This window comes from Bacillus sp. FSL K6-0993 (assembly GCF_037977205.1).
GTDB lineage: Bacteria > Bacillota > Bacilli > Bacillales > Bacillaceae > Bacillus > Bacillus subtilis.
Genome location: NZ_CP150275.1, coordinates 3,797,788 through 3,821,347, shown reverse-complemented (window position 1 = coordinate 3,821,347; position 23,560 = coordinate 3,797,788). Strand labels below are relative to the sequence as shown.

The following is a 23,560-nucleotide window of genomic DNA, read 5'->3' as shown; positions in this document are numbered from 1 at the left end:
AAAAAGGAGTGTTTAATTTGAGGAAATACTTAATTATGTTACTTTTGTTGATCATTTCAGTGACTCAATCGTTCCAGACTGCGAGTGCGGCTGAAGAAATTGGATGGGGAAAAAAGGCGGATTTACCAGAGGCAAGGGTTCATGCAAGTAGCAGTGTTGTCGATGGAAGAATTTACATAATTGGTGGTGGGAGCACTGCGAACTATGCTGAAAATCAAACATTTATGTATGATCCAAAAACAAATGAATGGACGAGGAAAGCTAACATGCCTACAGCGAGAGCGGGTGCTGCTACTGTTACCGTTGATAATAAGATCTATGTAATGGGGGGCAGATCGTTAGAGGGGTATGTCAATACAGTAGAAGTGTATGATACCAAAACTGATACTTGGGAAAAAATGGATGATCTTCCGTTTGAGTTGAAAATTCCAGCGAATAGTTTATACGCAGGGGTCATCGGAAAGAAAATATATGTAGTCGGATCTGGGAATACTTTAGCTCATAAAGATTATGGGAATACTTATAGTTATGACTTGGAAAATAAAAAATGGGAAAAGAAACAAAGATTTAATTATGAGGTAACTGATGGAACCTCGGCGGTAATCAATGATAAATTATATATTTCTGGCGGCAGACAAGCATCGAATCAAAGTATGTATGAATATAATCCAGTGAGTGATAGCTGGAAAGTAAAAAAGGGAGGATTTTCAGGACATTATCTTTCGTCGGTGGTTTATAATGGTAAGATGTTGGTAACAGGGAATGTCTATACAGTTAGGGTTTATGATCCTAACTCGGAAACATTTACAACTCTATCTGTTCCTAAAACAGACTATTACAAAATGGCGCATTCATCTGTAATAGTTGATGATACTCTTTACATGATAGGCGGAAGGGAGCAAAACGGCGGTTTTGCTGAAAAAGCGTTCAAATATAAATCAGTTGATGCAATTTCATTAAAAGATTTAGGTATAAAATCAGATAGTAGTACAGAAGGTGAAAAAGATAAGCCTTCTGGTGGTGATACGACAATACCAGGAGATAAAGATAATGATGATGTAACATCTGGCTCAGATGAGGGGCAAGCTCTTCTTGTAGTCACGATGACCAACGGTCTACAAAAGGAATATGAGCTTTCCATGAAGGAAGTGAATGATTTCATCAAATGGTACGGAGCACGTGATAAAGGAGAAGGACTTGGTTTTTATGTAATTGATGAGCATGACAACAACAAAGGGCCGTTTGAAAGCAAAAAAGATTATGTTGTATTTAAGAATATTTTAATGTTTGAGGTTAACAAATATAAGTAAGCCTGTCAGCCATTCAGTGAACTGAATGGCCTTTTTATTTTACACTAATTTTTTTATTCTGCTTAAAGAGATTTTTTTCTCATCCTTCCCTTCATGCATAGGATGCGCGCCTAGATACGGCTTCGCCACACCTTCAAGTAATTGCGGAATTCATACGGAAACTGATGTAGTGTTGCTGGCCTTCCGGATATGACATACTCTCTGTTAATCAGGCTCGAACGTACATCACAAAATGTACGTTCTTTATTTTTATCGCTGAAAGAACTCAATCCATTCACCGTCAGGACCTTCGATATAGAAATAACGGTATCCGTTTGGAAGTGTTGTGATCTCCTCGTCAATAAATTTCGCGTTCATTCTTTCCGCTTTTGTATATTCAGCCGCGATGTCATCCGTCAGCAGGGCAATGTGGTGCACTTTTCCTTCGGAGGGAAGCTCACTGCTGTAGCCTTGAATCAGTTCAATTTCTGTTTCCGGGCCGTCTTCAAAGCCGAGAAAAGCAAGCTCGATTACACCGTTCGTGTGTGTGATGCGATCCTTCAATTTCATGCCGAGTACCTCTTCATAAAATGTGATGGACGCGTTAATATCTCTTACCATGATGCCTGTATGGTCAATTCGTTTTGGCATGCTGCTCCTCCTCGTAACTCTTTTTGTCTATCGTAGAAAAACCTTTCCTTTCTGTCAATGCAGACATCTTGGTGTTTTGTGGTACGATAAGAGAAAGCAAACGGAAAGAGGACGACATATATGAAGCTACTGACCCTAAAAAAAGCACATGCTGCCAAAATAAAAAAGGGCTATCCCCTTATTGAAAAAGAAGCTCTCGCAGGGAGTGCGGGGCACATGAAAGAAGGAGACCTCGTTGATATCGTGTCTGAGAGCGGCGAGTTTCTCGCGCGGGGCTATTATGGCCTGCAAAACAAAGGGGTCGGCTGGACGCTTACCCGCAATAAACATGAACAGGTTGACCAGGCATTTTTTCTCACCAAATTAACAAAAGCGGCCCAAGCGCGCGCCAAACTATTTGAGGCTCAAGATACAACAGCTTTCCGCCTGTTCAACGGTGAGGGCGACGGTGTCGGCGGCGTCACCATCGACTATTATGACGGCTACCTGCTGATTCAATGGTACAGCAAGGGGATTTACACCTTTAAAGACATGCTGATTTCCGCATTGGATGAGATGGATCTTGATTATAAAGCGATTTACGAGAAGAAACGCTTCGACACAGCTGGACAATACGTTGAAGATGATGACTTCGTGAAAGGGAGAAGGGGCGAGTTCCCGATCATCATCCAGGAGAATGGCATTCAATACGCGGTGGATCTGAATGAAGGCGCCATGACGGGCATCTTTTTGGATCAGAGACATGTGCGCAAGGCGATCAGAGACCGCTATGCAAAAGGGAAAACCGTTTTAAATACGTTTTCTTATACGGGTGCATTCTCCGTGGCAGCGGCGCTTGGCGGAGCAGAGAAAACAACAAGCGTCGACGTGGCAAACCGAAGCCTGGCCAAAACGATCGAGCAATTCAGCGTGAACAAACTGGATTACGAAGCGCACGACATTAAAGTGATGGACGTGTTTAACTATTTTTCATATGCTGCAAAAAAGGATTTGCGCTTTGATCTGATTATTCTCGATCCGCCTTCCTTTGCGCGCACAAAAAAACGCACCTTCAGCGCGGCCAAGGATTATAAAAACCTACTGAAGGAAACGATTGCCATCACTGCTGACAAGGGTGTCATTGTTGCCTCTACAAACAGCAGCGCCTTTGGCATGAAGAAATTCAAAGGCTTTATCGATGCCGCATTTAAAGAAACAAACGAACGCTACACCATCATTGAGGAATTTACGCTGCCGGAGGATTTCAAAACGATTTCGGCATTTCCGGAAGGCAACTACCTGAAAGTGGTCCTTCTGCAGAAAAAATAATGAAAAAGCTGCCCTGTTCAGGGGCAGCTTTTTTTATGTAGAAATGATCTGCTGGACGCGGCCGATGCGGCCATCTTCAAGACGGACTTTAATGCCATGCGGATGAAAGCTTGATTTCGTCAAAATATCCTTCACTGTCCCTCTCGTCAGTTTTCCTGTTTTTTGATCTGCTTTCAATACAATATCAACTTGCAACCCTTTCGAAATGCTGTTTCGCTCTTGCCCGTTCATAACGCACATCCTTTCTTTTGTTCATTATAGTCATTATGGTTTAAAAGTAACAGCCGGCTGATGAAGTGTATTTTTGTTTTTTTCAGCCTTCACTAAATATAATGTCAGGCCAAAGCCTGCTATGCTCAGAATGCCAAAAAGCAAGTAGACCGCGAAAATCGACACGTAGTCAAAAATGTACCCGCCTGCAAATGTGCAGAACCAGTTGCCGAATCCGTTGCCGATGGCGGCGTACATGGTCAGTGCCGTCGCTTCAACGTGTCTTGGGGTAATCTTTTTCACATATTGAAGCGCCGCCGGGATAAATAAACCGATGGCCACTCCCTGAAGAAAGACTGTCGCATAAATGATCCATAATGAAGGCGCCGTGAAATAGAGTGCCCACCTGAATAATGAAACCCCGCCTGACAGCATAATGACGTTGAGCAGCCCCATTTTATCTATAAATGTTTGGGCAAATCGCATAAATGGAATTTCTGAAATGACACCGATGAAAAATAAAATGCCAATAGCGGAAAGTGACGCGCCGCTTTTGTCCAGAAAAAGACTGAAATACGTATTGTTCGCTAAGTTTGGAGCAAATGTCGTAAAGGTGATGATCATAAAGATGAGGAAAGTTTTGTTGCTGATAAGCTCCCGGAATCCTTTGCGGATATTGACCTTTGTTGTTGTTTTCTGCTGGCCGGGCATTTGTGAAGCTAATATGGCAGCAATGCACAGAAAGGCACAGCCAAAGATAAAGATCACGTGAATGGGGTACAGCTGGTTCGTCACCTGTCCCATGGCAAACACCGCGACACCGAAGCCGAGAGAACCAAACAGCCGGATTCCGCCATAGTTGCCGTTTGTTTCTTGTGTGTACCTTAGTGAAATGCTGTCCGAAAGTGGAATAATCGTGCTTTGAAAGGCTGCAAAACAGGCCGCAATCAAAATAAACAGAGGGAAACTGTCAAATGCAATATAGGCCAATCCAATGATGCCTGTGATTGATGTGCAAACCGCCAGCAGGCCTTTCGTTTTTTGCGTATAGTCGCTCAGCATGCCCCAAAACGGCTGAAAGAAAATCATCACAATCGGGCCCAGCGACATGATCAAGCCGACCTGTGATCCGCTTAAATGCTGTTCCTTCGTTAAATACATACTGAGTAAGGGAATTATGCTGCCCGTACCGAGAAAAGCAAACAAATAAAATCCTTTTAACGCGGCGTAATGCCGCCTCACCTGCAAGTTGTGCATCAGGGTGCCTCCTTTGGTATCCACAAATACATTATATTGGAATTCGCCAGCTTTTCAATAAGGGGAAGCACATAAAAAAACTGCCCTCGAGAGGACAGTTTTTTACATAAATGAAAGTAAAAACGGCGCCGCGCAAAGCGTCATAATCGCAGCTAAGATCATCGACACACTGGAAATCGTGCCGGACACAGAGCTAAGCTCAAATGCCTTTGACGTTCCCGCTCCGTGCGCGCTTGTGCCAAGCAGCACGCCCCGCGCGATTTCGTTATCAATGCGGAAGTAACGGATGACCATCGGGCCAATCACTGTGCCAAACAAAGCGGTTAAAATCACAAACACAGCTGTGACGGCAGGCATTCCGCCGATCATTTCAGATACGTTCATCGCGATCGGCGTTGTAACTGATCTCGGGACGAGGCTGTCAATTAAGCCGGTGCCGAGGTGAAGCCATTTCGCAATAAGAGCGGTAGAAATAATCGCGATGCATGAACCGACGGCCACATTCAAAATAATTTCCACTGCGTATTTCTTTAAAACAGGGAAATATTTATATAACGGGATCGCGAATGCCACGGTGGCCGGCTGTAGCATATCGGTCAGCAATCCGCCGCCGAGATTATAGGACTCGTACGGGACATTCACCAGCAGCAGCAGACCGACTAACACAGCGGGCGTCACCAATAGCGGCGACGTATAAACACGCGGAAAGCGTTGATATACCTTTTTTGCTCCTAAATACACCAAAACCGTTAAAAACAAACTTACAATTCCGATGAACACGTATGCTTTTTCTCCTTTCTCTTTGCGATGAGTTGTGTAAGCGTTCCTGTAGACACCATCACGACAAACGTGCTGATGATGACAACAAGCAGAATGCTGACACCAAATTTCGACATAATGTCTCCGTATTCAATCACTCCGACGGCAGACGGGATAAAAAATAAAAGCAGCTCCCCGAGAAGCCACGCTGCACCAAGCTCGATCCATTCAAGCTTGATAATGTTAAAGTGCAATAATGTGAAAAGAATCACAATCCCTATTATACTGCCGGGAATATTTATATGAAGAAGGGCTGTCACCCAATTAATCAGCCGAGCAAATATAAATAACAGAGCGATTTGAATAACGGTTAGCAACAGTTTTTTCATATTGATGCCTCCCTTATATACTTATTGTACATAAGGTCTCTCTATAGGTAAAATATATATTAAGAATAAGAAGTATTCCTTTTGTCTATAGAAAGGGTGAAGCACATGGATATCCGCCATTTAACATATTTCTTGGAAGTCGCCCGTTTAAAAAGTTTTACGAAGGCTTCCCAATCCCTTTATGTTTCTCAGCCGACGATATCAAAAATGATCAAAAATTTAGAAGAAGAGCTCGGAATTGAACTGTTTTACCGAAACGGCAGGCAGGTGGAACTGACTGATGCCGGTCATAGCATGTATGTGCAGGCGCAGGAAATCATTAAATCATTTCAAAACCTGACGTCAGAATTAAATGATATTATGGAAGTCAAGAAAGGGCACGTACGGATTGGACTGCCGCCGATGATCGGATCGGGGTTTTTCCCGAGAGTGCTCGGCGATTTCCGTGAAAACTATCCGAATGTCACCTTTCAGCTAGTCGAAGACGGTTCTATAAAAGTACAAGAAGGTGTCGGGGACGGCTCTCTTGATATCGGCGTTGTGGTCCTTCCTGCAAACGAAGATACCTTTCATTCGTTTACAATCGTAAAAGAAACCTTAATGCTTGTCGTTCACCCTTCCCACCGGCTGGCTGATGAGAAAGAATGTCAGCTGCGTGAGTTGAAGGGCGAGCCTTTTATTTTCTTCAGAGAGGATTTTGTCCTGCACAACCGAATTATGACGGAATGTATCAAGGCTGGGTTCCGGCCCCATATCATTTATGAAACATCACAATGGGATTTTATTAGTGAGATGGTATCAGCCAACCTTGGGATCGGGCTTTTGCCGGAACGGATCTGCCGCGGCCTTGACCCGGAAAAAGTGAAAGTCATTCCGCTTGTCGATCCGGTCATCCCTTGGCACCTCGCCATTATTTGGAGAAAGGACCGGTACTTGTCGTTTGCGGCCAGAGCTTGGCTCGAACATACGAAATCGTATTTATGGGACCCGAAAAAAGATAGTAAAGGATGATGCAAACATGGATGCACAATCAGCAGCAAAATGTCTTACCGCTGTCCGCCGGCATAGCCCACTGGTGCATAGCATAACCAACAATGTCGTAACGAATTTCACAGCAAACGGCCTGCTCGCGCTCGGCGCATCGCCCGTTATGGCGTACGCAAAAGAAGAGGTCGCCGATATGGCGAAGATTGCGGGTGCACTCGTTTTAAATATCGGAACACTGAGCAAGGAGTCAGTCGAAGCGATGATCATCGCGGGAAAATCAGCTAATGAACATGGCGTTCCCGTCATTCTTGATCCTGTCGGTGCCGGAGCAACGCCGTTCCGAACTGAATCGGCACGTGACATCATTCGTGAGGTTCGCCTTGCTGCAATCAGAGGAAATGCGGCGGAAATTGCCCATACCGTCGGTGTGACGGATTGGCTGATCAAAGGTGTTGATGCGGGTGAAGGCGGAGGCGACATCATCCGGCTGGCTCAGCAAGCGGCACAAAAGCTAAACACGGTCATTGCGATTACTGGTGAAGTTGATGTCATAGCCGACACGTCACATGTATACACCCTTCATAACGGCCACAAGCTGCTGACAAAAGTGACAGGCGCCGGTTGCCTGCTGACTTCCGTCGTCGGTGCTTTTTGCGCTGTGGAAGAAAATCCATTGTTTGCTGCTATTGCGGCCATTTCTTCGTATGGGGTCGCCGCTCAGCTTGCCGCACAGCAGACGGCTGACCAAGGCCCTGGAAGCTTTCAGATTGAATTGCTGAACAAGCTTTCAACTGTTACTGAACAAGACGTCCAAGAATGGGCGACTATAGAAAGGGTGACTGTCTCATGACTCGTATTTCTCGGGAAATGATGAAAGAGTTATTATCTGTTTACTTCATTATGGGGTCAAACAATACGAAAGCCGATCCTGTTACAGTTGTACAAAAAGCGTTAAAAGGCGGTGCCACCCTGTACCAGTTCCGTGAAAAAGGCGGGGATGCGCTGACAGGAGAGGCTCGGATTGAATTTGCTGAAAAAGTGCAGGCAGCCTGCCGTGAAGCTGGTGTTCCGTTCATTGTCAATGATGATGTGGAATTGGCTCTGAAGCTGAAAGCTGACGGTATCCACATCGGCCAGGAAGACGCAAATGCGACAGAGGTAAGAACTGCCATAGGTGATATGATTCTCGGCGTTTCCGCTCATACGATGTCTGAGGTGAAGCAAGCTGAAGAAGACGGAGCGGATTATGTCGGGCTTGGGCCGATCTATCCGACTGAAACGAAAAAGGATACGAGAGCGGTACAGGGTGTATCTCTTATCGAAGCAGTCCGCCGCCAAGGCATCAGCATTCCAATTGTCGGCATCGGCGGAATCACAATAGATAATGCCGCACCTGTTATCCAAGCGGGGGCCGATGGCGTCAGTATGATCAGCGCCATCAGTCAGGCGGAGGGTCCTGAGAGTGCTGCACGCAAGTTTCGGGAGGAAATTCAAACGTATAAAACTGGAAGATAATCGTTCATCTTTCTTCAAAAGGCTGTTCTGTAAAAGGACAGCTTTTTTGCTTTCCATAAAGGTTTTCAGACCATCAAATTTTAATTGACAAAGGACAGGAACTGGCTATGATTATGTTATACAATGATAATCATTTTCAGTTATAGGAGGAACATGATGGCTCGGGGGCTGGCACTTATTTTATTCAGCTTGTTGATGGTTTTCGGTTCTGCGGCACATGCGGAAGATGATCCGATCGCTGCATTAATTCAATTAAACAAGCAAATGATCAAATCCGTACAAGACGGAGATATAGACTTGGCACAGCAAACGTTTGAAACCTTCAAGACGAAGTGGAAAAAAGAAGAACCTTCTATTAAAAAGGAAAACCTTTCTTCTCACAGTGAAATGGACGCGAATATCGCGATGATTTCTCTTTCTTTTATCAATCAAGACGCAGGCAGGCTCAAAACACAGCTTGAAGAGCTTTCGTCTCATTTAGAAACCTATCAGCAGGCTGTCGTGCTGAAAAAGACATCTTCAGGTCAATCAAGGGCGTCCTTAACAGCCTATATACAAAGCTTGAAAGACACAAAACAGTTAATAGAAAAAAAACAATTGGATGAAGCGTCATCCGCAATCGACAATTTAGTTACATCCTGGCTCGCTGTTGAGGGAGATGTTGTGTCCCAATCGAAAGAAGCCTATACGACATCAGAGGAAAATCTGGCGCTGATGAAAGCTGAGATTGGCAGCCATCCCGAAAAGGTATCAAAGCAAATTGACGAAATGATTCAATTGCTCGAACCGATCGCTTCAAGCAGCTACAGCTGGTGGGATGCGGCGCTGATCCCCATTCGTGAAGGAATGGAGGCCCTCCTTGTCATCGGAGCGCTACTAACCATGACAAAAAAAGCGCGGGTCACGCGCTCCTCGGCATGGATCTGGGGCGGGGCGTCCGCCGGCATGGCTGTTTCCTTAGCAGCCGGCATCGGTGTCACGGTTCTGTTCTCCTCCAGTGTATTCGGAGAAAACAATTTCTTGCTTGGCGGCGTTACCGGCGTACTGTCTGCTGTCATGCTTTTGTATGTCGGGGTGTGGCTGCACAGAAACGCCTCAATGGATAAATGGAGAGAAAAAATCAATATCCAGAAGTCACAGGCACTAAAAAAACGAAGCCTGCTTTCCTTTGCGCTCATTGCATTTCTGGCAGTTGTAAGAGAAGGTCTCGAAACGGTCATCTTTTTCATCGGGCTTGTCGGGAAGCTCCCGCTCACTGAACTGATCGGCGGAACTGCCGCAGGGCTTATCGTTCTCGTCATCGTCGGTGTTCTGATGATCAAGCTCGGAATGCGCATTCCATTGAAGCCGTTTTTTCTTCTATCAATGGCGGTTGTCCTGTATATGTGCGTGAAATTTCTCGGAACCGGCGTTCACAGCCTTCAACTGGCGGGCATTCTTCCGTCTGATGCAGTAAGCTGGCTGCCGTCTGTATCGGTGCTAGGAATTTATCCGTCTGTGTACAGCACGATTCCGCAAATGCTGATTTTACTCTTTTTACTGACTGCGCTTGTTTCAGAAGCGGCAAAACATTTTACAAACAGAAAGGAACTGACAAAATGAATTTCACAAAAATCGCTGTATCAGCCGGATGCATCCTTGCGCTGTGCGCAGGCTGCGGAGCCAACGACACATCTTCAACCAAAGAAAAAGCTTCATCTGAAAAAAGCGGGGTCACTAAAGAAATCACCGCATCCGTAAATAAAATGGAAACCATCATTTCCAAGCTGAATGACTCAGCGGAAAAAGGAGACCAAAAAGAGATTGAAAAGAAGGGGAAAGAGTTAAACAGCTACTGGCTTTCCTTTGAAAACGACATTCGCAGCGACTATCCATTCGAATATACAGAAATCGAAAAACATCTTCAGCCAATCTACACAGAAGCGCAAAAAGACAAACCGGATACAGCAAAAATCAAGACAGAATCCGAGTCACTGAAAGCGTCCTTAGAAGACCTGACAGAAGCGAAGAAGAGCGGCAAAAAGGCTAGCGATCAGCTGGCAAAAGCAGCGGATGAGTATAAAGGCTATGTCAAAAAGCAGAGTGGCCAGCTTGTCAAAGCGACTGAAGCATTTACGAGTGCTGTGAAATCCGGCGATATCGAAAAATCTAAAACGTTATATGCGAAAGCGCGTGTTTATTACGAGCGAATCGAACCGATCGCTGAAAGCCTTGGAGATCTTGACCCGAAAATTGATGCGCGAGAAAACGATGTTGAAGAAGGAGACAAATGGACAGGCTTCCATAAGCTTGAGAAGGCCATTTGGAAGGATCAAGATATTTCCGGGGAAAAAGCAACAGCTGACCAGCTTCTCAAGGATGTAAAAGAGCTTGACGGTTCAATTCAATCACTGAAATTAACACCTGAACAAATTGTTGCAGGCGCGATGGAGCTTCTGAACGAAGCCGGAATTTCGAAAATCACGGGAGAAGAAGAGCGCTACTCACGAATTGATTTAGTTGACCTTATGGCAAATGTGGAAGGCTCCGAAGCCGTTTATCAAACAGTGAAAAGCGCGCTTGTAAAAGATCACTCCGACTTGACGGAAAAACTGGATACGGAGTTCAGCGAATTTGAAGTTTTAATGGCAAAATACAAAACAAATGATCAGTCCTATACGTCTTATGATAAATTAAGTGAAAAGCAAATCAGAGAGCTGAGCACAAAGCTGACGACTCTTTCTGAAACCATGTCGAAGATTGCGAATGTGCTATAAAAGGAGTTTTGTAACAGCATGAGCGATGAACAAAAAAAGCCAGAACAAATTCATAGACGGGACATTTTAAAATGGGGAGCGATGGCGGGGGCAGCCGTTGCGATCGGTGCCAGCGGTCTAGGCGGTCTCGCTCCGCTTGTTCAGACTGCGGCTAAGCCATCGAAAAAGGATGAAAAAGAGGAGGAACAGATTGTTCCGTTTTACGGAAAGCATCAGGCCGGAATCACAACTGCTCATCAGACGTATGTCTATTTTGCTGCACTGGATGTAACAGCAAAAGACAAAAGCGACATCATTACGTTATTTAGAAACTGGACAAGTCTCACACAGATGCTGACGTCTGGAAAGAAAATGTCAGCTGAGCAGAGAAATCAATATCTGCCGCCGCAGGATACAGGTGAGTCTGCTGATTTATCCCCTTCCAACTTAACGGTCACATTCGGATTCGGGCCTGGCTTTTTTGAAAAAGACGGGAAGGACCGCTTCGGGCTGAAAAGCAAAAAACCGAAGCACCTGGCCGCTCTTCCAGCGATGCCCAATGACAACCTGGATGAAAAGCAGGGAGGCGGGGACATCTGCATTCAAGTATGTGCAGACGACGAGCAAGTGGCGTTTCACGCGCTGCGTAACCTGCTAAATCAAGCGGTCGGCACTTGTGAGGTCCGCTTTGTGAACAAAGGCTTTTTAAGCGGAGGAAAAAATGGTGAAACACCGCGCAACCTCTTCGGGTTCAAAGATGGAACAGGCAACCAGAGCACGGAGGATGACAGCTTGATGAACTCGATCGTGTGGATTCAGTCCGGTGAGCCTGACTGGATGACGGGCGGCACCTATATGGCTTTTCGGAAAATCAAAATGTTCCTTGAGATATGGGACCGCTCTTCCCTTAAGGACCAAGAGGATACCTTCGGCCGCAGAAAAAGCTCAGGGGCGCCTTTTGGGCAGAAAAAGGAAACAGATCCCGTGAAGCTGAATCAAATTCCGTCTAATTCACACGTCAGTCTAGCGAAATCTACTGGAAAACAAATTTTGCGAAGAGCTTTCTCTTACACAGAAGGACTTGATCCGAAAACCGGCTATATGGATGCAGGTCTTCTGTTTATCAGTTTTCAAAAAAATCCCGACAATCAGTTTATCCCGATGCTGAAGGCTCTTTCAGCAAAGGATGCGTTAAACGAATATACACAAACAATCGGTTCTGCTTTATATGCATGCCCAGGCGGCTGCAAAAAAGGAGAATATATTGCCCAGCGTTTGCTGGAATCATAAAAGAAGCCTAAATCGGCTTCTTTATTTAAAAAACAGTTGTAACTTTGATTGTTACAGTTTAAAATCAATTTATACGAAAGGAGATTATCATGACAGTACACATTAAAGTTTATTCAGATTACGTCTGCCCATTTTGTTTCGTTGGAAAAGCCGCTTTTGAAGAAGCGATAAAAGGAAAGGATGTTGAAGTCGAGTGGATGCCGTTTGAACTGCGCCCAAGCCCATCTCCTCAGCTTGATCCGGTCAATGATCCTTCCAAACAGTACATGTGGCAGACATCAATTCAGCCAATGGCGGAGAAATTAGGAGTCGAGATCAATTTTCCAAACGTCTCACCCCATCCGTATACAGACCTCGCGTTTGAAGGCTTCCATTTTGCGAAGGAATACAATAAAGGACATGAATACAACACCCGTGTCTTTCAGGCGTTTTTCCAGGAGGGCCAAAATATCGGCGACATTGACATCTTGACGAAGCTCGCCGAGGAAGTGGGATTAGACGGTGCATCATTCAAATCAGCACTGGAAACAAGAACATATCAGGACGTGCAGCGCCAAGCCTTGAAGCACGCTTATGAAGAGGCTGACATCACAGCCGTTCCAACCTTTATTATTGGCGACACTGTAATTCCGGGTGCTGCCGGCAAGGATGTATTTGAAAAAGCGATTTCTGACGAACAGAAGAAAAGACAAGGAAAAAGCTCTCTATAAAGAGAGCTTTTTTTAATCCTGTTCCATATGGACGCCAGTATGCGCCTTCACCTGTATTTCTGCAAACGTATCTTCATCAATTGTTTTATCAGACGACAGCACCGTTCCGAGCCACGCGCCGAGAAAGCCGAGCGGGATGGAAATAATCCCTGGATTAGACAGCGGAATGAGCGGATCACCGGTAAAAATAGCACCTCCGGCCGGGTCCCACACACTAGGGCTCATCGACACCAGCACAAGCGCGCTGATCAGGCCTGTCAGGCTGCCCCATAAAGCGCCTGAGGCATTGAATCGTTTCCAGAAGACAGTAAACACAATCAGCGGAAGGTTTGCGCTAGCGGCTACCGCAAACGCGAGTGCAACAAGGAACGCCACATTTAAGGATTGTGCAAAAATCGCAAGGAGAATCGAGAGTACTGACACGGCGACAGAAGCCCATCTGGCCGCTTTCATCTGTTCTTTTTCAGTTGCTTCTCCCTTTCTGATGATCTGGCTGTAAATATCATGGGCAAATGCTGAGGCGGCAGACAGCACCAACCCTGTCACGACAGCCAAAATGGTGGCAAAGGCGATGGCTGATACAAACGCGAACAGAAAGTCTCCTCCGAGCACTTTTGCTAAAAGCGGAGCCGCCATATTTCCCGCTTGATCAGCCGCCGTAATCGCGTCAAAACCGACAAATGCCGCGGCACCAAAGCCGAGAAATACCGTCATAATGTAAAACACACCGATAATCCATGTCGCTGACACAACGGATGTACGGGCCGTCTTGGCATCCTTAACGGTATAAAACCGGATCAATATATGCGGAAGCCCGGCGGTTCCCAGCACGAGTGCCAAGTTTAACGACAAGGTCTCAAGCGGCATCTTGTATTTATTTCCGGGGTTCAAAAAATCAGCGCCCAGCGGAGTAGCCGTTTTCATCTGTTCAAACATGGTATTAAGGCTAAAGCCGAATTTCGAAAACACGATAATCGAAATCACGAGTGTGCCGGCCATCAGCAAAACGGCTTTAATAATTTGAACCCAGCTTGTCGCGATCATGCCGCCAAACACGACATAAATGGTCATCAGCACTCCGACGATGAGGACAGCCGCGGTATAATCCAGCCCTAGAAGCAGTTTGATCAGCGCTCCCGCCCCCACGAGCTGGGCGATCATATAAAAAGTAGAGATGGCAATGGTATTGAGAGCCGCGACACCGCGGATTTTCTTTTCTTTAAAGCGAGCGGCAATCATGTCTGCCATCGTGTACTTTCCAAGATTCCGAAGCGGCTCCGCCACGATGTACAAGACAACAAGATAAGCCACCAGAAAACCGATGCTGTAAAAGAAGCCATCAAATCCATATAACGCAATCATTCCGGCAATCCCGAGAAACGAGGCGGCAGACATGTAGTCACCGGCAATTGCCAGTCCATTCTGAACACCGGTGAGCCCGCCGCCCGCCGTATAAAACTCACTCGTCGTTTTCGTCCGCTTCGCGGCAAAATACGTGATAATAAGCGTCAGACCAACAATCGCCAAAAATAATAAAAAAGCAGTCATATTCATGTCTGTTCACCCTTCAGATCCTCTTTTAAAGCGCTTACATACCGATCGAAATGAGCGGCTCTCCGGGAATACACAGTACTCAGTATCCAGGTCATAGCGAATTGGGCGATGGCGAACAGCCAAGCCCATGAAACAGCTCCAATGGCCGGTGCATTCAAAAAGGTGAAATAAGATGTCAAAACAGGGAGTGAAAAATAAAAGACAAAAAAGAAAATCGCAGAAGGAACAATAAAAGCGCGTTTCTGCTTTAAAAAAGCTTGAAAAGACGGCGTTGCAGCAATCTGTTTATAATCAGCTTTGTACATGGCTTTCCTCCTTTTATTCGCTAAACGTAAGCAAAAAGGTACACCAATAGGTATGTAATGAAAGTCCGATTTATGCGTTGAACAATATCTGGAGGATGAAAAAAGAAGGAAGTCGTGAAGAGGTGAACACAGTGGTCTAAAGACAGGCGAAGGTTTTCAAGCTCGGCCGTGTATAAACGAGTTTGCTTTCAAAACCTCACCGAATGCAGCTTGTTCTCAGCAAAGCTGCTGTTTACCAGAGCACGGTTATCATGTTCGCATCACCTCTTTATGACAATGCATGTGCCAAGAGGTGATCGCATCACCGGCTGTCTGTCGTAGTTAGCTGACACACCGTTTGTCCTCAAGCTCAGCGCAGCGATTTGCTTTTGAATAGAGGATATGGTGAAAACTCAGATCAGGTGATAGAAAAGCCAGAGGTACATAGATCCGCCTGTTCGGACTAGTCTTGCCGGACGGTTTTTTTGTGGTTTTTCTTTCTCGATGCTGTCTCAGATTCTAAAAACTGCCTCACATCATGAATGCCTAATCCAATGGATCTAGCTTCTTGAATTAACATATGCCAACCTTTGTCCAAATCTTTTTTAACATGAGTTTTCATAGTAACCTCCAATTGTATAAAATGTTTTCCTGCAACATGCGGGCAATAAAAGACAAGCCAGCGCGATGATGAGGCGAGTACAACAAATTTCACACATAGTTGCTCGGTGTTCACAAACTGAAGGAAAAACCACCTACCTATTCCCTAAAAAAATGACTAATATAACCAATGGACCTTATTTATAATAATAAACAATTAAATACTGACTGGATAGTATGTAAATGAAAATAAATCATTTAGCCTATTAAAAATGACCCCTGGGAAACCGAATAGCATAACCGTTCAAAGAAATAAATACCGCTAAAGATTGATCCGGTGTAATATAAGGGTAATCATTACCGCCAGGAGAAAAATATGAAAAAAAACAAATTTCAAATTAAAAGAGAAGCAACATTTGAAAGTTTTATAGACGCTGGCGTGAATTTGTTGATTGACCGAGCGTATGATCCAGTTTCTGTAGAAGATATCAGCAGAGCCGCCGGATACAGCAAAGGAGCATTTTATGTTCATTTTGTCAGCAAAGACGATTTTCTGCTGTATCTTCTCGAAAAACGTCAGATGAAAAAAAAGATCATTATAGGGTATCTTGATCAAATGGAGCGGGAGTCAGTGAAATCGCTGACATTGGACGAGGCTGCAAAACACGCTGCAGAACTGCTTTATTCCTATTACATAAATAAGCCGTCGTGGGACATCACCTCGTTTGCCATGAACATGCCGACATATAAAGTTTTAAAGAAATGCAAGGCCTATGTCCGGCTGTACGAATTGTGGGTGGAAGAAAATGTGTTATATATTAAGTGGCTGAAGGAGAGAAAGCTGATTGACGCCTGTATTGATCCTGAATATACGGCTAAAATAATATGTGCAGTCCTCGACGGAATCATCAAACAATCATATGTATTGGGCCAGCCAGCCACCTTCCGCAGCTTTTTAGACGCACTCTCGGTATTTTTCACTTTAGACAGAGAGCACGAGAGGCCAAGAATTTTGAAAAGTTTTTCAGAAAGCGAGGAACATCAGTGAAGTATAGAGAAATAATTATGTATATCATTATGGGGGTTTTCACAACCATTGTGAATATCGCCAGCTTTTATATATTGGTAGAGATCATGAATGTGGATTACAAAGCCGCCACTGTTGCCGCTTGGATTTTGTCCGTGCTGTTTGCTTACATAACAAATAAATTATATGTGTTTCAGCAAAAAACACATGATCTGCAGAGCCTGCTGAAAGAGCTCACTGCTTTTTTCAGCGTTCGGGTCCTGTCTCTCGGCATAGATTTAGGCATGATGATCATTCTTGTCGGCCAGTTCAATACAAATGAAACCTTGGCCAAAATACTCGACAACGCGGTCATTGTTGTCGTCAACTATGTTGCGAGCAAATGGCTCGTCTTTAAAAAAACAAAAGAAGAAGGGGTATGAGAGGACTGCAGCATATGATCTGCCGTTTTCTATGGAGAAATAAGGGGAATAAAAAATAAAAACCAGAAAGGTGATTGCACATGCGGGAAGAGCTAAAGGGGATATTTGCAAGTGTATTCGGAGAAAAAGAGGGATTACGGTTTTTTTTCGCACCTGGAAGAGTGAATCTGATTGGAGAACATACAGACTATAACGGCGGGCATGTATTTCCGTGCGCGCTGACAATGGGTACATATGCTGCTGTTGCAGAAAGAAAAGACGGGCTTGTCCGGATGTATTCAGATAATTTTAAAAACGCAGGCATCAAGGAATGCAGCCTTGACGATATTCGCTATCAAAAAGAAGACGACTGGGCGAACTACCCAAAAGGCGTGATTTATGAATTTCAACAGAGGGGATATGCAGTTCCCCATGGCTTTGACATTGTATTTTCAGGGAATATTCCAAACGGGGCGGGGCTGTCGTCTTCCGCTTCTATTGAACTGCTGATGGGGGTCGTGCTCCAAAGCTATTTACATCCTGAAGTAGATGCGCTTGAGCTTGTGAAAATGGCGCAGCATGCGGAAAACCATTTTATCGGCGTCAATTGCGGAATTATGGACCAATTTGCAATTGGAATGGGGAAAAAACATCATGCGATGCTGCTGAACTGCGACACGCTTGACTATGAATATAGCAAACTCAATGTCTCAGGCCTCGCGCTGGTCATCGCGAACACGAACAAAAAAAGGACATTGGCTGACTCCAGCTACAATACGAGACGCCAAGAATGCAATGATGCATTGCTTGATCTGAAAAAAGGCCTCGATATTGCAGCACTGGGCGACATCAAGCCTTCTGATTTCGATGCGCATTCCAGCCTGATCCAAAATGAAACGAACAGACGCCGGGCAAAGCACGCTGTATACGAAAATCATCGTGCTATTAAGACGGCCCATATGTTCAAAGAGAACAATATAGATGAAATCGGGCAGTTAATGAAGGAATCCCACCTTTCATTGAAGGATGACTATGAAGTAACATGCCCTGAACTTGATGAGCTTGTGTTTGCGGCATGGGATCACGAAGGTGTAATTGGATCAAGAATGACGGGAGCAGGCTTTGGCGGATGCACCATCAGCATTGTAAAAGATGAGTTCGTTGATGATTTTATTCAGAAGGTTGGAGACAGATATCAAGAAAAAACAGGGCTCCGAGCGGACTTTTATGTCGCGGATATCGGAGAGGGAGCGAGAGAACTAAAGGGGGAGTGACATATGAGTATTATTGAACATCTGGAACAGCTGCTTGAGTATGGCCTGGAACGAAAATTGATTTCGATCTGGGATCGGGAATATACGAGAAACCGTCTTTATGAAGCGCTGGGCATCACACATCCCGAGCCGGTCTCCGGGACCAGCATCAAGCAGTCACAAAGCCTGCCGGACTTGCTTGCTCCCATCTATAAATGGGCTGCCGAAACCGGCCGAATGGAAGCGGATACAGATACGTACCGTGACCTGCTCAGCGCAAAGCTGATGGGCTGTTTTGTACCTGCCCCGTCCGAGGTCATTCGCAAATTTGAAGAGACAAAAGCATTATACGGCCCAAAACAGGCGACAAAGGAATTCTATCAATATTCAGAGGATGTCTATTATATACGGACTGACAGAATCGCCAAAAATGTTCATTGGACGGTGCCGACCGAATATGGCGAGCTGGAAATGACCATTAACCTATCAAAGCCTGAAAAGGACCCGAAAGCGATTGCGGCTGCAAAAGAGCAGGAACAGACAAATTATCCGATGTGTTTGCTGTGTAAAGAAAATGTCGGCTTCGAGGGAAGCGTGAATCATCCAGCCCGGCAAAATCACAGAATCATTCCGGTCATCCTTGAGGACGAACAATGGTTCCTGCAATTCTCGCCATATGTCTATTATCCAGAGCACTGTATTGTCTTAAAAGGTGAACATGAACCGATGGAGATCAGCAAAAAAACATTTGAAAGGCTGCTGTCATTTCTTGGCCAATATCCGCATTATTTTATCGGTTCAAACGCGGATCTGCCGATTGTCGGCGGCAGCATCCTAAGCCATGATCATTTCCAAGGCGGCGCGCATGATTTTCCAATGGCACGTGCAGAAGCGGAAGACGTTTATGAATTAAATGATTATCCCGGCGTGTCGCTGGGCTTAGTGAAGTGGCCGATGTCTGTGCTCAGGCTCCAAGGAGACGAACCGGGTCATGTCGCCGAAGCTGCTGACCATATCTTCCGCACGTGGCAGACGTATTCCGATGAAAAAGCCGGCATTGCCGCCTATACAGGCGATACGCCCCATAATACGGTCACACCGATTGCGCGGCGCAGGGGAGACTTGTACGAACTCGATATCGTACTGAGGAACAACCGGACGGATGAGGAGCATCCCTTAGGGATATTTCATCCCCATAAGGAAGTTCACCATATTAAAAAAGAAAATATCGGCCTGATTGAGGTCATGGGATTGGCGATATTGCCGGGCCGCTTACAGGAGGAAATGAAAGAAACAGCAGCGGCGCTATGCTCTGCTGATCCGAAAACAGCCTTAGAACAAAATCCGCTCGCGGCAAAACATAGTGAGTGGGCTATTCGGATGATGGAAAAAAGAACCATAACAAAAGAGAATGCAGATCTAGTCATAAAAGAAGAGCTGGGACATGTATTCGCTCGCATTCTTGAACACGCCGGTGTGTTTAAACAGACAACGGAAGGAAAACAGGCCTTCAGAAGGTTTATCGACCAGTTGGGCGTCAAACCAGTCAAAAGCCTCAACCGCTAGGGTTGAGGCTTTTTCGATTTTTATGGCAAAACAAACACCCAAAGCGCATACACTTCGGGTGCTGCTTTTATCCTCTTTTTCTGGTTAACAGGCTTACTAGAAAGACAACAATGGCTGCGCCGATTACCGCTGGAATAATGGCAAATCCGGCTAGGTGCGGCCCCCATGTTCCAAGCAGCCCGTGTCCGATCCAGGCGCCAATAAGACCTGCGATCATAGACCCGATAATTCCTCCGGGCATATCTCCTTTTACAAACAGGCTTCCAAGCCATCCGATAATAATAGCGACGATAAGTGAAATAAGAAAACTCATCATTCAACACATCCTATTTTTTATTTATTTGCTTATATCATTCCTCTTTTTTGTATAAGATAAACAACTGGATGCTCTCATTAAAAAATACGGACAATTCAGAGCATATTGGCTCTTCATTGCGCCTTTTCTTTCAATATTTGATGCGTTAAAATGGTAACCGTGTGAAAAGATGCTAGACAAGGAAAAAATAATTCCCATCTAGAAAGTTTAACAAAATGAAACTTTTGATTGACCTAAGTTTTTTATTGTGGTAAACCTTTATTTGTCAGAATTAGTTCTTCATCATCTTTTCTTACTTATATGCGGAAATAACTAGAAACTTTTCATCTTAAGCGATAGATGTGAATAAAGTTGGAGCGATTTTTGTCGATTTTATGACATTTAAGCGAAAATGGGATGAAGTTTATAAAAAAATAAAGCTAATATGTGAAGTTTTTGATAGCATAACAAAGTAGAGAAAAGATTTTGAGGAAGTATGCACTTCAGATTTATTACATCAATAGGAAGGATGGTGATCTTCTTGTTCAGAGCATTAAAACCGTTGCTTGTATTAGCGCTGTTAACTGTGGTTTTCGTCCTTGGGGGATGCAGCAATGCTTCAGTACTAGATCCGAAAGGACCTGTAGCTGAACAGCAAAGTGATTTAATCCTGTTATCTATCGGATTTATGCTGTTTATCGTCGGGGTCGTCTTTGTTCTATTTACCATTATTTTAGTAAAATACCGCGACCGTAAAGGCAAAGATAATGGATCTTATAACCCAGAAATTCATGGTAACACGTTTTTAGAAGTAGTCTGGACAGTGATCCCAATTTTAATCGTCATTGCACTTTCTGTGCCAACAGTACAGACGATATATTCGTTAGAAAAAGCTCCTGAAGCAACAAAAGACAAAGAGCCTCTTGTTGTTTATGCTACTTCGGTAGACTGGAAATGGGTATTCAGCTACCCTGAACAGGATATTGAAACGGTCAACTACTTAAACATTCCTGTCGACCGCCCGATCTTGTTCAAAATCTCATCTGCAGATTCAATGGCTTCGCTATGGATTCCTCAGCTTGGAGGACAAAAATATGCGATGGCAGGAATGCTGATGGATCAATACTTACAGGCTGACAAAGTGGGTACTTACGAAGGCCGCAATGCGAACTTCACAGGTGAACATTTTGCGGACCAAGAGTTTGATGTGAATGCAGTCACAGAAAAAGACTTTAACAGCTGGGTGAAAAAGACTCAGAACGAGGCTCCTAAGCTGACAAAAGAGAAGTATGATGAATTGATGCTTCCTGAAAATGTGGACGAATTAACGTTCTCTTCTACTCACTTGAAATACGTTGATCACGGACAAGACGCTGAGTACGCGATGGAGGCGCGCAAACGCCTTGGCTATCAAGCCGTTTCACCGCACTCTAAAACAGATCCGTTTGAAAACGTAAAGAAAAACGAATTTAAGAAGTCTGATGATACAGAAGAATGATATTGATCAGGAAAGGAGGAAGCCTGCATGAAATTCAAATGGGACGAATTTTTCGTAACTGGTGACCCATTAATTCTGGGCGCACAAGTTTCCATTGCGCTTTCAACCATTGCCATTATTTTTGTTCTAACTTACTTCAAAAAGTGGAAATGGCTGTGGTCTGAATGGATAACTACTGTTGACCATAAAAAACTCGGAATCATGTACATTATATCTGCTGTAATTATGTTATTCCGCGGCGGTGTCGACGGTCTGATGATGCGTGCCCAGCTAGCGCTTCCGAATAACAGTTTTTTAGACTCAAACCACTATAATGAAATTTTTACAACTCACGGTACAATCATGATCATCTTCATGGCGATGCCGTTCTTAATCGGTCTTATCAACGTTGTTGTGCCTCTTCAAATCGGTGCCCGCGACGTTGCGTTCCCTTACTTGAACAACCTGAGCTTCTGGACGTTCTTTGTAGGGGCGATGCTTTTCAATATTTCTTTCGTTATCGGAGGTTCTCCGAACGCAGGCTGGACGAGTTATATGCCGCTTGCAAGTAACGACATGAGCCCTGGGCCGGGTGAGAACTACTACCTCCTCGGACTTCAGATTGCCGGTATCGGTACCCTGATGACAGGGATCAACTTTATGGTAACAATCTTAAAAATGAGAACAAAAGGCATGACATTAATGCGTATGCCAATGTTCACATGGACAACACTGATCACAATGGTTATTATCGTGTTTGCGTTCCCTGTACTTACAGTAGCATTAGCACTTTTATCATTTGATCGTTTGTTCGGCGCTCACTTTTTCACATTGGAAGCAGGCGGTATGCCGATGCTTTGGGCTAACTTGTTCTGGATTTGGGGACATCCTGAAGTATATATCGTTATTCTTCCGGCGTTTGGTATTTTCTCAGAAATCATCTCAAGCTTTGCAAGAAAACAATTGTTTGGTTACAAAGCGATGGTTGGTTCTATTATCGCCATCTCTGTATTGAGTTTCTTAGTTTGGACTCACCACTTCTTCACAATGGGGAACAGTGCGTCCGTTAACTCATTCTTCTCAATTACGACAATGGCAATCTCAATCCCAACCGGGGTTAAAATCTTTAACTGGCTCTTTACAATGTATAAAGGCCGAATCAGCTTTACAACACCTATGCTGTGGGCGCTTGCGTTTATTCCTAACTTCGTTATCGGCGGGGTTACAGGGGTTATGCTTGCGATGGCAGCAGCGGATTATCAATACCATAATACGTACTTCCTTGTATCTCACTTCCACTATGTGCTGATCGCGGGTACTGTATTTGCTTGTTTCGCCGGATTTATTTTCTGGTATCCAAAAATGTTCGGCCACAAGCTGAACGAAAGAATCGGAAAATGGTTCTTCTGGATCTTTATGATCGGGTTCAATATTTGTTTCTTCCCGCAATATTTCTTGGGGTTACAAGGCATGCCTCGCCGTATTTACACATACGGACCGAATGACGGCTGGACAACATTGAACTTTATCTCAACTGTCGGAGCTTTCATGATGGGTGTAGGATTCTTAATCCTTTGCTATAACATCTACTACAGCTTCCGTTACTCTACTCGTGAAATCAGCGGAGATTCATGGGGTGTGGGACGTACGCTTGATTGGGCGACTTCTTCTGCGATTCCGCCGCATTACAACTTTGCGGTGCTTCCTGAAGTCAAATCTCAAGATGCATTCCTGCATATGAAAGAAGAAAAAACTGAATTATACCCTGAAAGCAAATTCAAAAAAATCCATATGCCAAGCAACTCAGGCAGACCGTTCTTTATGTCTGTTGCCTTCGGTCTCGCTGGCTTTGGACTGGTATTTGAATGGTACTGGATGGGCGTAGTCGGATTGATCGGAGTCCTGCTCTGCATGGTTCTGCGTTCATTCGAATACGACAACGGCTACTACATTAGTGTTGATGAAATAAAAGAGACGGAAAGAAAGATTTCCGAATAAGGAGG

At 44.7% G+C, this 23,560-nt stretch carries 24 protein-coding genes; 15 read left to right on the top strand and 9 right to left on the bottom strand.

What is annotated here, in order from left to right:
- Window positions 1–8: 8 nt before the first annotated feature.
- A complete protein-coding gene (locus MHH79_RS19785) occupies window positions 9–1,310 on the top strand; it encodes a DUF1668 domain-containing protein (RefSeq protein ID WP_250541130.1) in 1,302 nt (433 codons plus the stop codon).
- A gap of 249 nt (window positions 1,311–1,559) precedes the next feature.
- Here MHH79_RS19785 and glxA read toward each other — a convergent pair whose 3' ends face one another.
- On the bottom strand, window positions 1,560–1,940 hold the full coding sequence (glxA, locus tag MHH79_RS19780) for a glyoxalase GlxA (RefSeq protein ID WP_014665869.1): 381 nt from the start codon (window positions 1,938–1,940) through the stop codon (window positions 1,560–1,562).
- Between the two features lie 120 nt (window positions 1,941–2,060).
- On the opposite strand from glxA, the gene MHH79_RS19775 reads away from it, so the two are divergent.
- Window positions 2,061–3,248 (top strand): class I SAM-dependent rRNA methyltransferase, encoded by a 1,188-nt coding sequence (locus MHH79_RS19775; protein WP_015385005.1) that lies wholly within the window; start codon window positions 2,061–2,063, stop codon window positions 3,246–3,248.
- Window positions 3,249–3,281: 33 nt separating this feature from the next.
- Here the strand turns inward: MHH79_RS19775 and MHH79_RS19770 are convergent, their stop codons facing one another.
- The 4 genes from MHH79_RS19770 to MHH79_RS19755 all read right to left on the bottom strand — a co-directional run bounded on the left by MHH79_RS19770 (window position 3,282) and on the right by MHH79_RS19755 (window position 5,863).
- Window positions 3,282–3,479: a YwbE family protein gene (locus MHH79_RS19770; protein ID WP_015385004.1), complete on the bottom strand. Its 198-nt coding sequence runs from the start codon at window positions 3,477–3,479 to the stop codon at window positions 3,282–3,284.
- A gap of 33 nt (window positions 3,480–3,512) precedes the next feature.
- Window positions 3,513–4,715 carry a major facilitator superfamily domain-containing protein 6 gene (locus tag MHH79_RS19765; protein WP_063334861.1) on the bottom strand — a complete coding sequence of 401 codons (1,203 nt, stop codon included), beginning with the start codon at window positions 4,713–4,715 and terminating at the stop codon, window positions 3,513–3,515.
- Window positions 4,716–4,817: 102 nt separating this feature from the next.
- The gene (locus tag MHH79_RS19760) at window positions 4,818–5,495 is read right to left on the bottom strand and encodes a CidB/LrgB family autolysis modulator (RefSeq protein ID WP_014478359.1); all 678 of its coding nucleotides are present in this window, start codon (window positions 5,493–5,495) and stop codon (window positions 4,818–4,820) included.
- Complete coding sequence (locus MHH79_RS19755; protein ID WP_003227375.1) at window positions 5,477–5,863, bottom strand: CidA/LrgA family holin-like protein; 387 nt, start codon at window positions 5,861–5,863, stop codon at window positions 5,477–5,479. Before MHH79_RS19755 ends, MHH79_RS19760 begins: the two co-directional genes overlap by 19 nt.
- A 105-nt stretch (window positions 5,864–5,968) precedes the next feature.
- Here MHH79_RS19755 and MHH79_RS19750 point away from each other — a divergent pair, with 105 nt between their 5' ends.
- From MHH79_RS19750 to MHH79_RS19720, 7 genes are all read left to right on the top strand, one after another.
- Window positions 5,969–6,874, top strand: a complete 906-nt coding sequence (locus MHH79_RS19750) for a LysR family transcriptional regulator (protein WP_340034843.1) — start codon at window positions 5,969–5,971, stop codon at window positions 6,872–6,874.
- A gap of 7 nt (window positions 6,875–6,881) precedes the next feature.
- Window positions 6,882–7,700 (top strand): hydroxyethylthiazole kinase, encoded by an 819-nt coding sequence (thiM, locus tag MHH79_RS19745; RefSeq protein ID WP_041338002.1) that lies wholly within the window; start codon window positions 6,882–6,884, stop codon window positions 7,698–7,700.
- Window positions 7,697–8,365, top strand: coding sequence for a thiamine phosphate synthase (gene thiE / locus MHH79_RS19740; protein WP_063334859.1), 669 nt, complete (start codon window positions 7,697–7,699; stop codon window positions 8,363–8,365). Before thiM ends, thiE begins: the two co-directional genes overlap by 4 nt.
- 156 nt (window positions 8,366–8,521) lie before the next feature.
- Window positions 8,522–9,967 carry a ferrous ion permease EfeU gene (gene efeU / locus MHH79_RS19735; protein ID WP_063334858.1) on the top strand — a complete coding sequence of 482 codons (1,446 nt, stop codon included), beginning with the start codon at window positions 8,522–8,524 and terminating at the stop codon, window positions 9,965–9,967.
- Window positions 9,964–11,121, top strand: a complete 1,158-nt coding sequence (efeM, locus tag MHH79_RS19730; protein WP_015384997.1) for an iron uptake system lipoprotein EfeM — start codon at window positions 9,964–9,966, stop codon at window positions 11,119–11,121. The genes efeU and efeM overlap by 4 nt, the downstream gene beginning before the upstream one ends.
- An 18-nt stretch (window positions 11,122–11,139) precedes the next feature.
- On the top strand, window positions 11,140–12,390 hold the full coding sequence (gene efeB, locus MHH79_RS19725; protein ID WP_063334857.1) for an iron uptake transporter deferrochelatase/peroxidase subunit: 1,251 nt from the start codon (window positions 11,140–11,142) through the stop codon (window positions 12,388–12,390).
- Between the two features lie 89 nt (window positions 12,391–12,479).
- The gene (locus MHH79_RS19720) at window positions 12,480–13,100 is read left to right on the top strand and encodes a DsbA family protein (RefSeq protein WP_014478353.1); all 621 of its coding nucleotides are present in this window, start codon (window positions 12,480–12,482) and stop codon (window positions 13,098–13,100) included.
- Between the two features lie 12 nt (window positions 13,101–13,112).
- On the opposite strand, the gene MHH79_RS19715 is transcribed toward MHH79_RS19720, so the two are convergent.
- From MHH79_RS19715 to slrA, 3 genes are all read right to left on the bottom strand, one after another.
- The gene (locus MHH79_RS19715) at window positions 13,113–14,654 is read right to left on the bottom strand and encodes a cation acetate symporter (protein WP_063334855.1); all 1,542 of its coding nucleotides are present in this window, start codon (window positions 14,652–14,654) and stop codon (window positions 13,113–13,115) included.
- The gene (locus MHH79_RS19710; protein WP_003222190.1) at window positions 14,651–14,959 is read right to left on the bottom strand and encodes a DUF485 domain-containing protein; all 309 of its coding nucleotides are present in this window, start codon (window positions 14,957–14,959) and stop codon (window positions 14,651–14,653) included. The genes MHH79_RS19715 and MHH79_RS19710 overlap by 4 nt, the downstream gene beginning before the upstream one ends.
- Window positions 14,960–15,401: 442 nt before the next feature.
- Window positions 15,402–15,560 carry a transcriptional regulator SlrA gene (gene slrA / locus MHH79_RS19705; protein WP_003243648.1) on the bottom strand — a complete coding sequence of 53 codons (159 nt, stop codon included), beginning with the start codon at window positions 15,558–15,560 and terminating at the stop codon, window positions 15,402–15,404.
- Between the two features lie 354 nt (window positions 15,561–15,914).
- Between slrA and slrC the strand changes: the two genes are divergently transcribed.
- From slrC to galT, 4 genes are all read left to right on the top strand, one after another.
- A complete protein-coding gene (slrC, locus tag MHH79_RS19700) occupies window positions 15,915–16,586 on the top strand; it encodes a transcriptional regulator SlrC (protein WP_003227396.1) in 672 nt (223 codons plus the stop codon).
- Between the two features lie 17 nt (window positions 16,587–16,603).
- Window positions 16,604–16,987: a GtrA family protein gene (locus tag MHH79_RS19695; protein WP_003227398.1), complete on the top strand. Its 384-nt coding sequence runs from the start codon at window positions 16,604–16,606 to the stop codon at window positions 16,985–16,987.
- 80 nt (window positions 16,988–17,067) lie between these two features.
- Complete coding sequence (locus MHH79_RS19690; RefSeq protein WP_015384993.1) at window positions 17,068–18,240, top strand: galactokinase; 1,173 nt, start codon at window positions 17,068–17,070, stop codon at window positions 18,238–18,240.
- A gap of 3 nt (window positions 18,241–18,243) precedes the next feature.
- Complete coding sequence (galT, locus tag MHH79_RS19685; protein ID WP_340034842.1) at window positions 18,244–19,785, top strand: UDP-glucose--hexose-1-phosphate uridylyltransferase; 1,542 nt, start codon at window positions 18,244–18,246, stop codon at window positions 19,783–19,785.
- A gap of 67 nt (window positions 19,786–19,852) precedes the next feature.
- Here galT and MHH79_RS19680 read toward each other — a convergent pair whose 3' ends face one another.
- On the bottom strand, window positions 19,853–20,098 hold the full coding sequence (locus MHH79_RS19680; RefSeq protein ID WP_009968363.1) for a GlsB/YeaQ/YmgE family stress response membrane protein: 246 nt from the start codon (window positions 20,096–20,098) through the stop codon (window positions 19,853–19,855).
- Between the two features lie 514 nt (window positions 20,099–20,612).
- Here MHH79_RS19680 and qoxA point away from each other — a divergent pair.
- Complete coding sequence (gene qoxA, locus MHH79_RS19675) at window positions 20,613–21,578, top strand: cytochrome aa3 quinol oxidase subunit II (protein ID WP_010886637.1); 966 nt, start codon at window positions 20,613–20,615, stop codon at window positions 21,576–21,578.
- Window positions 21,579–21,605: 27 nt separating this feature from the next.
- Entirely contained in the window at window positions 21,606–23,555 is a 1,950-nt protein-coding gene (gene qoxB, locus MHH79_RS19670; RefSeq protein ID WP_003227407.1) for a cytochrome aa3 quinol oxidase subunit I, read from the top strand.
- Window positions 23,556–23,560: the final 5 nt, after the last annotated feature.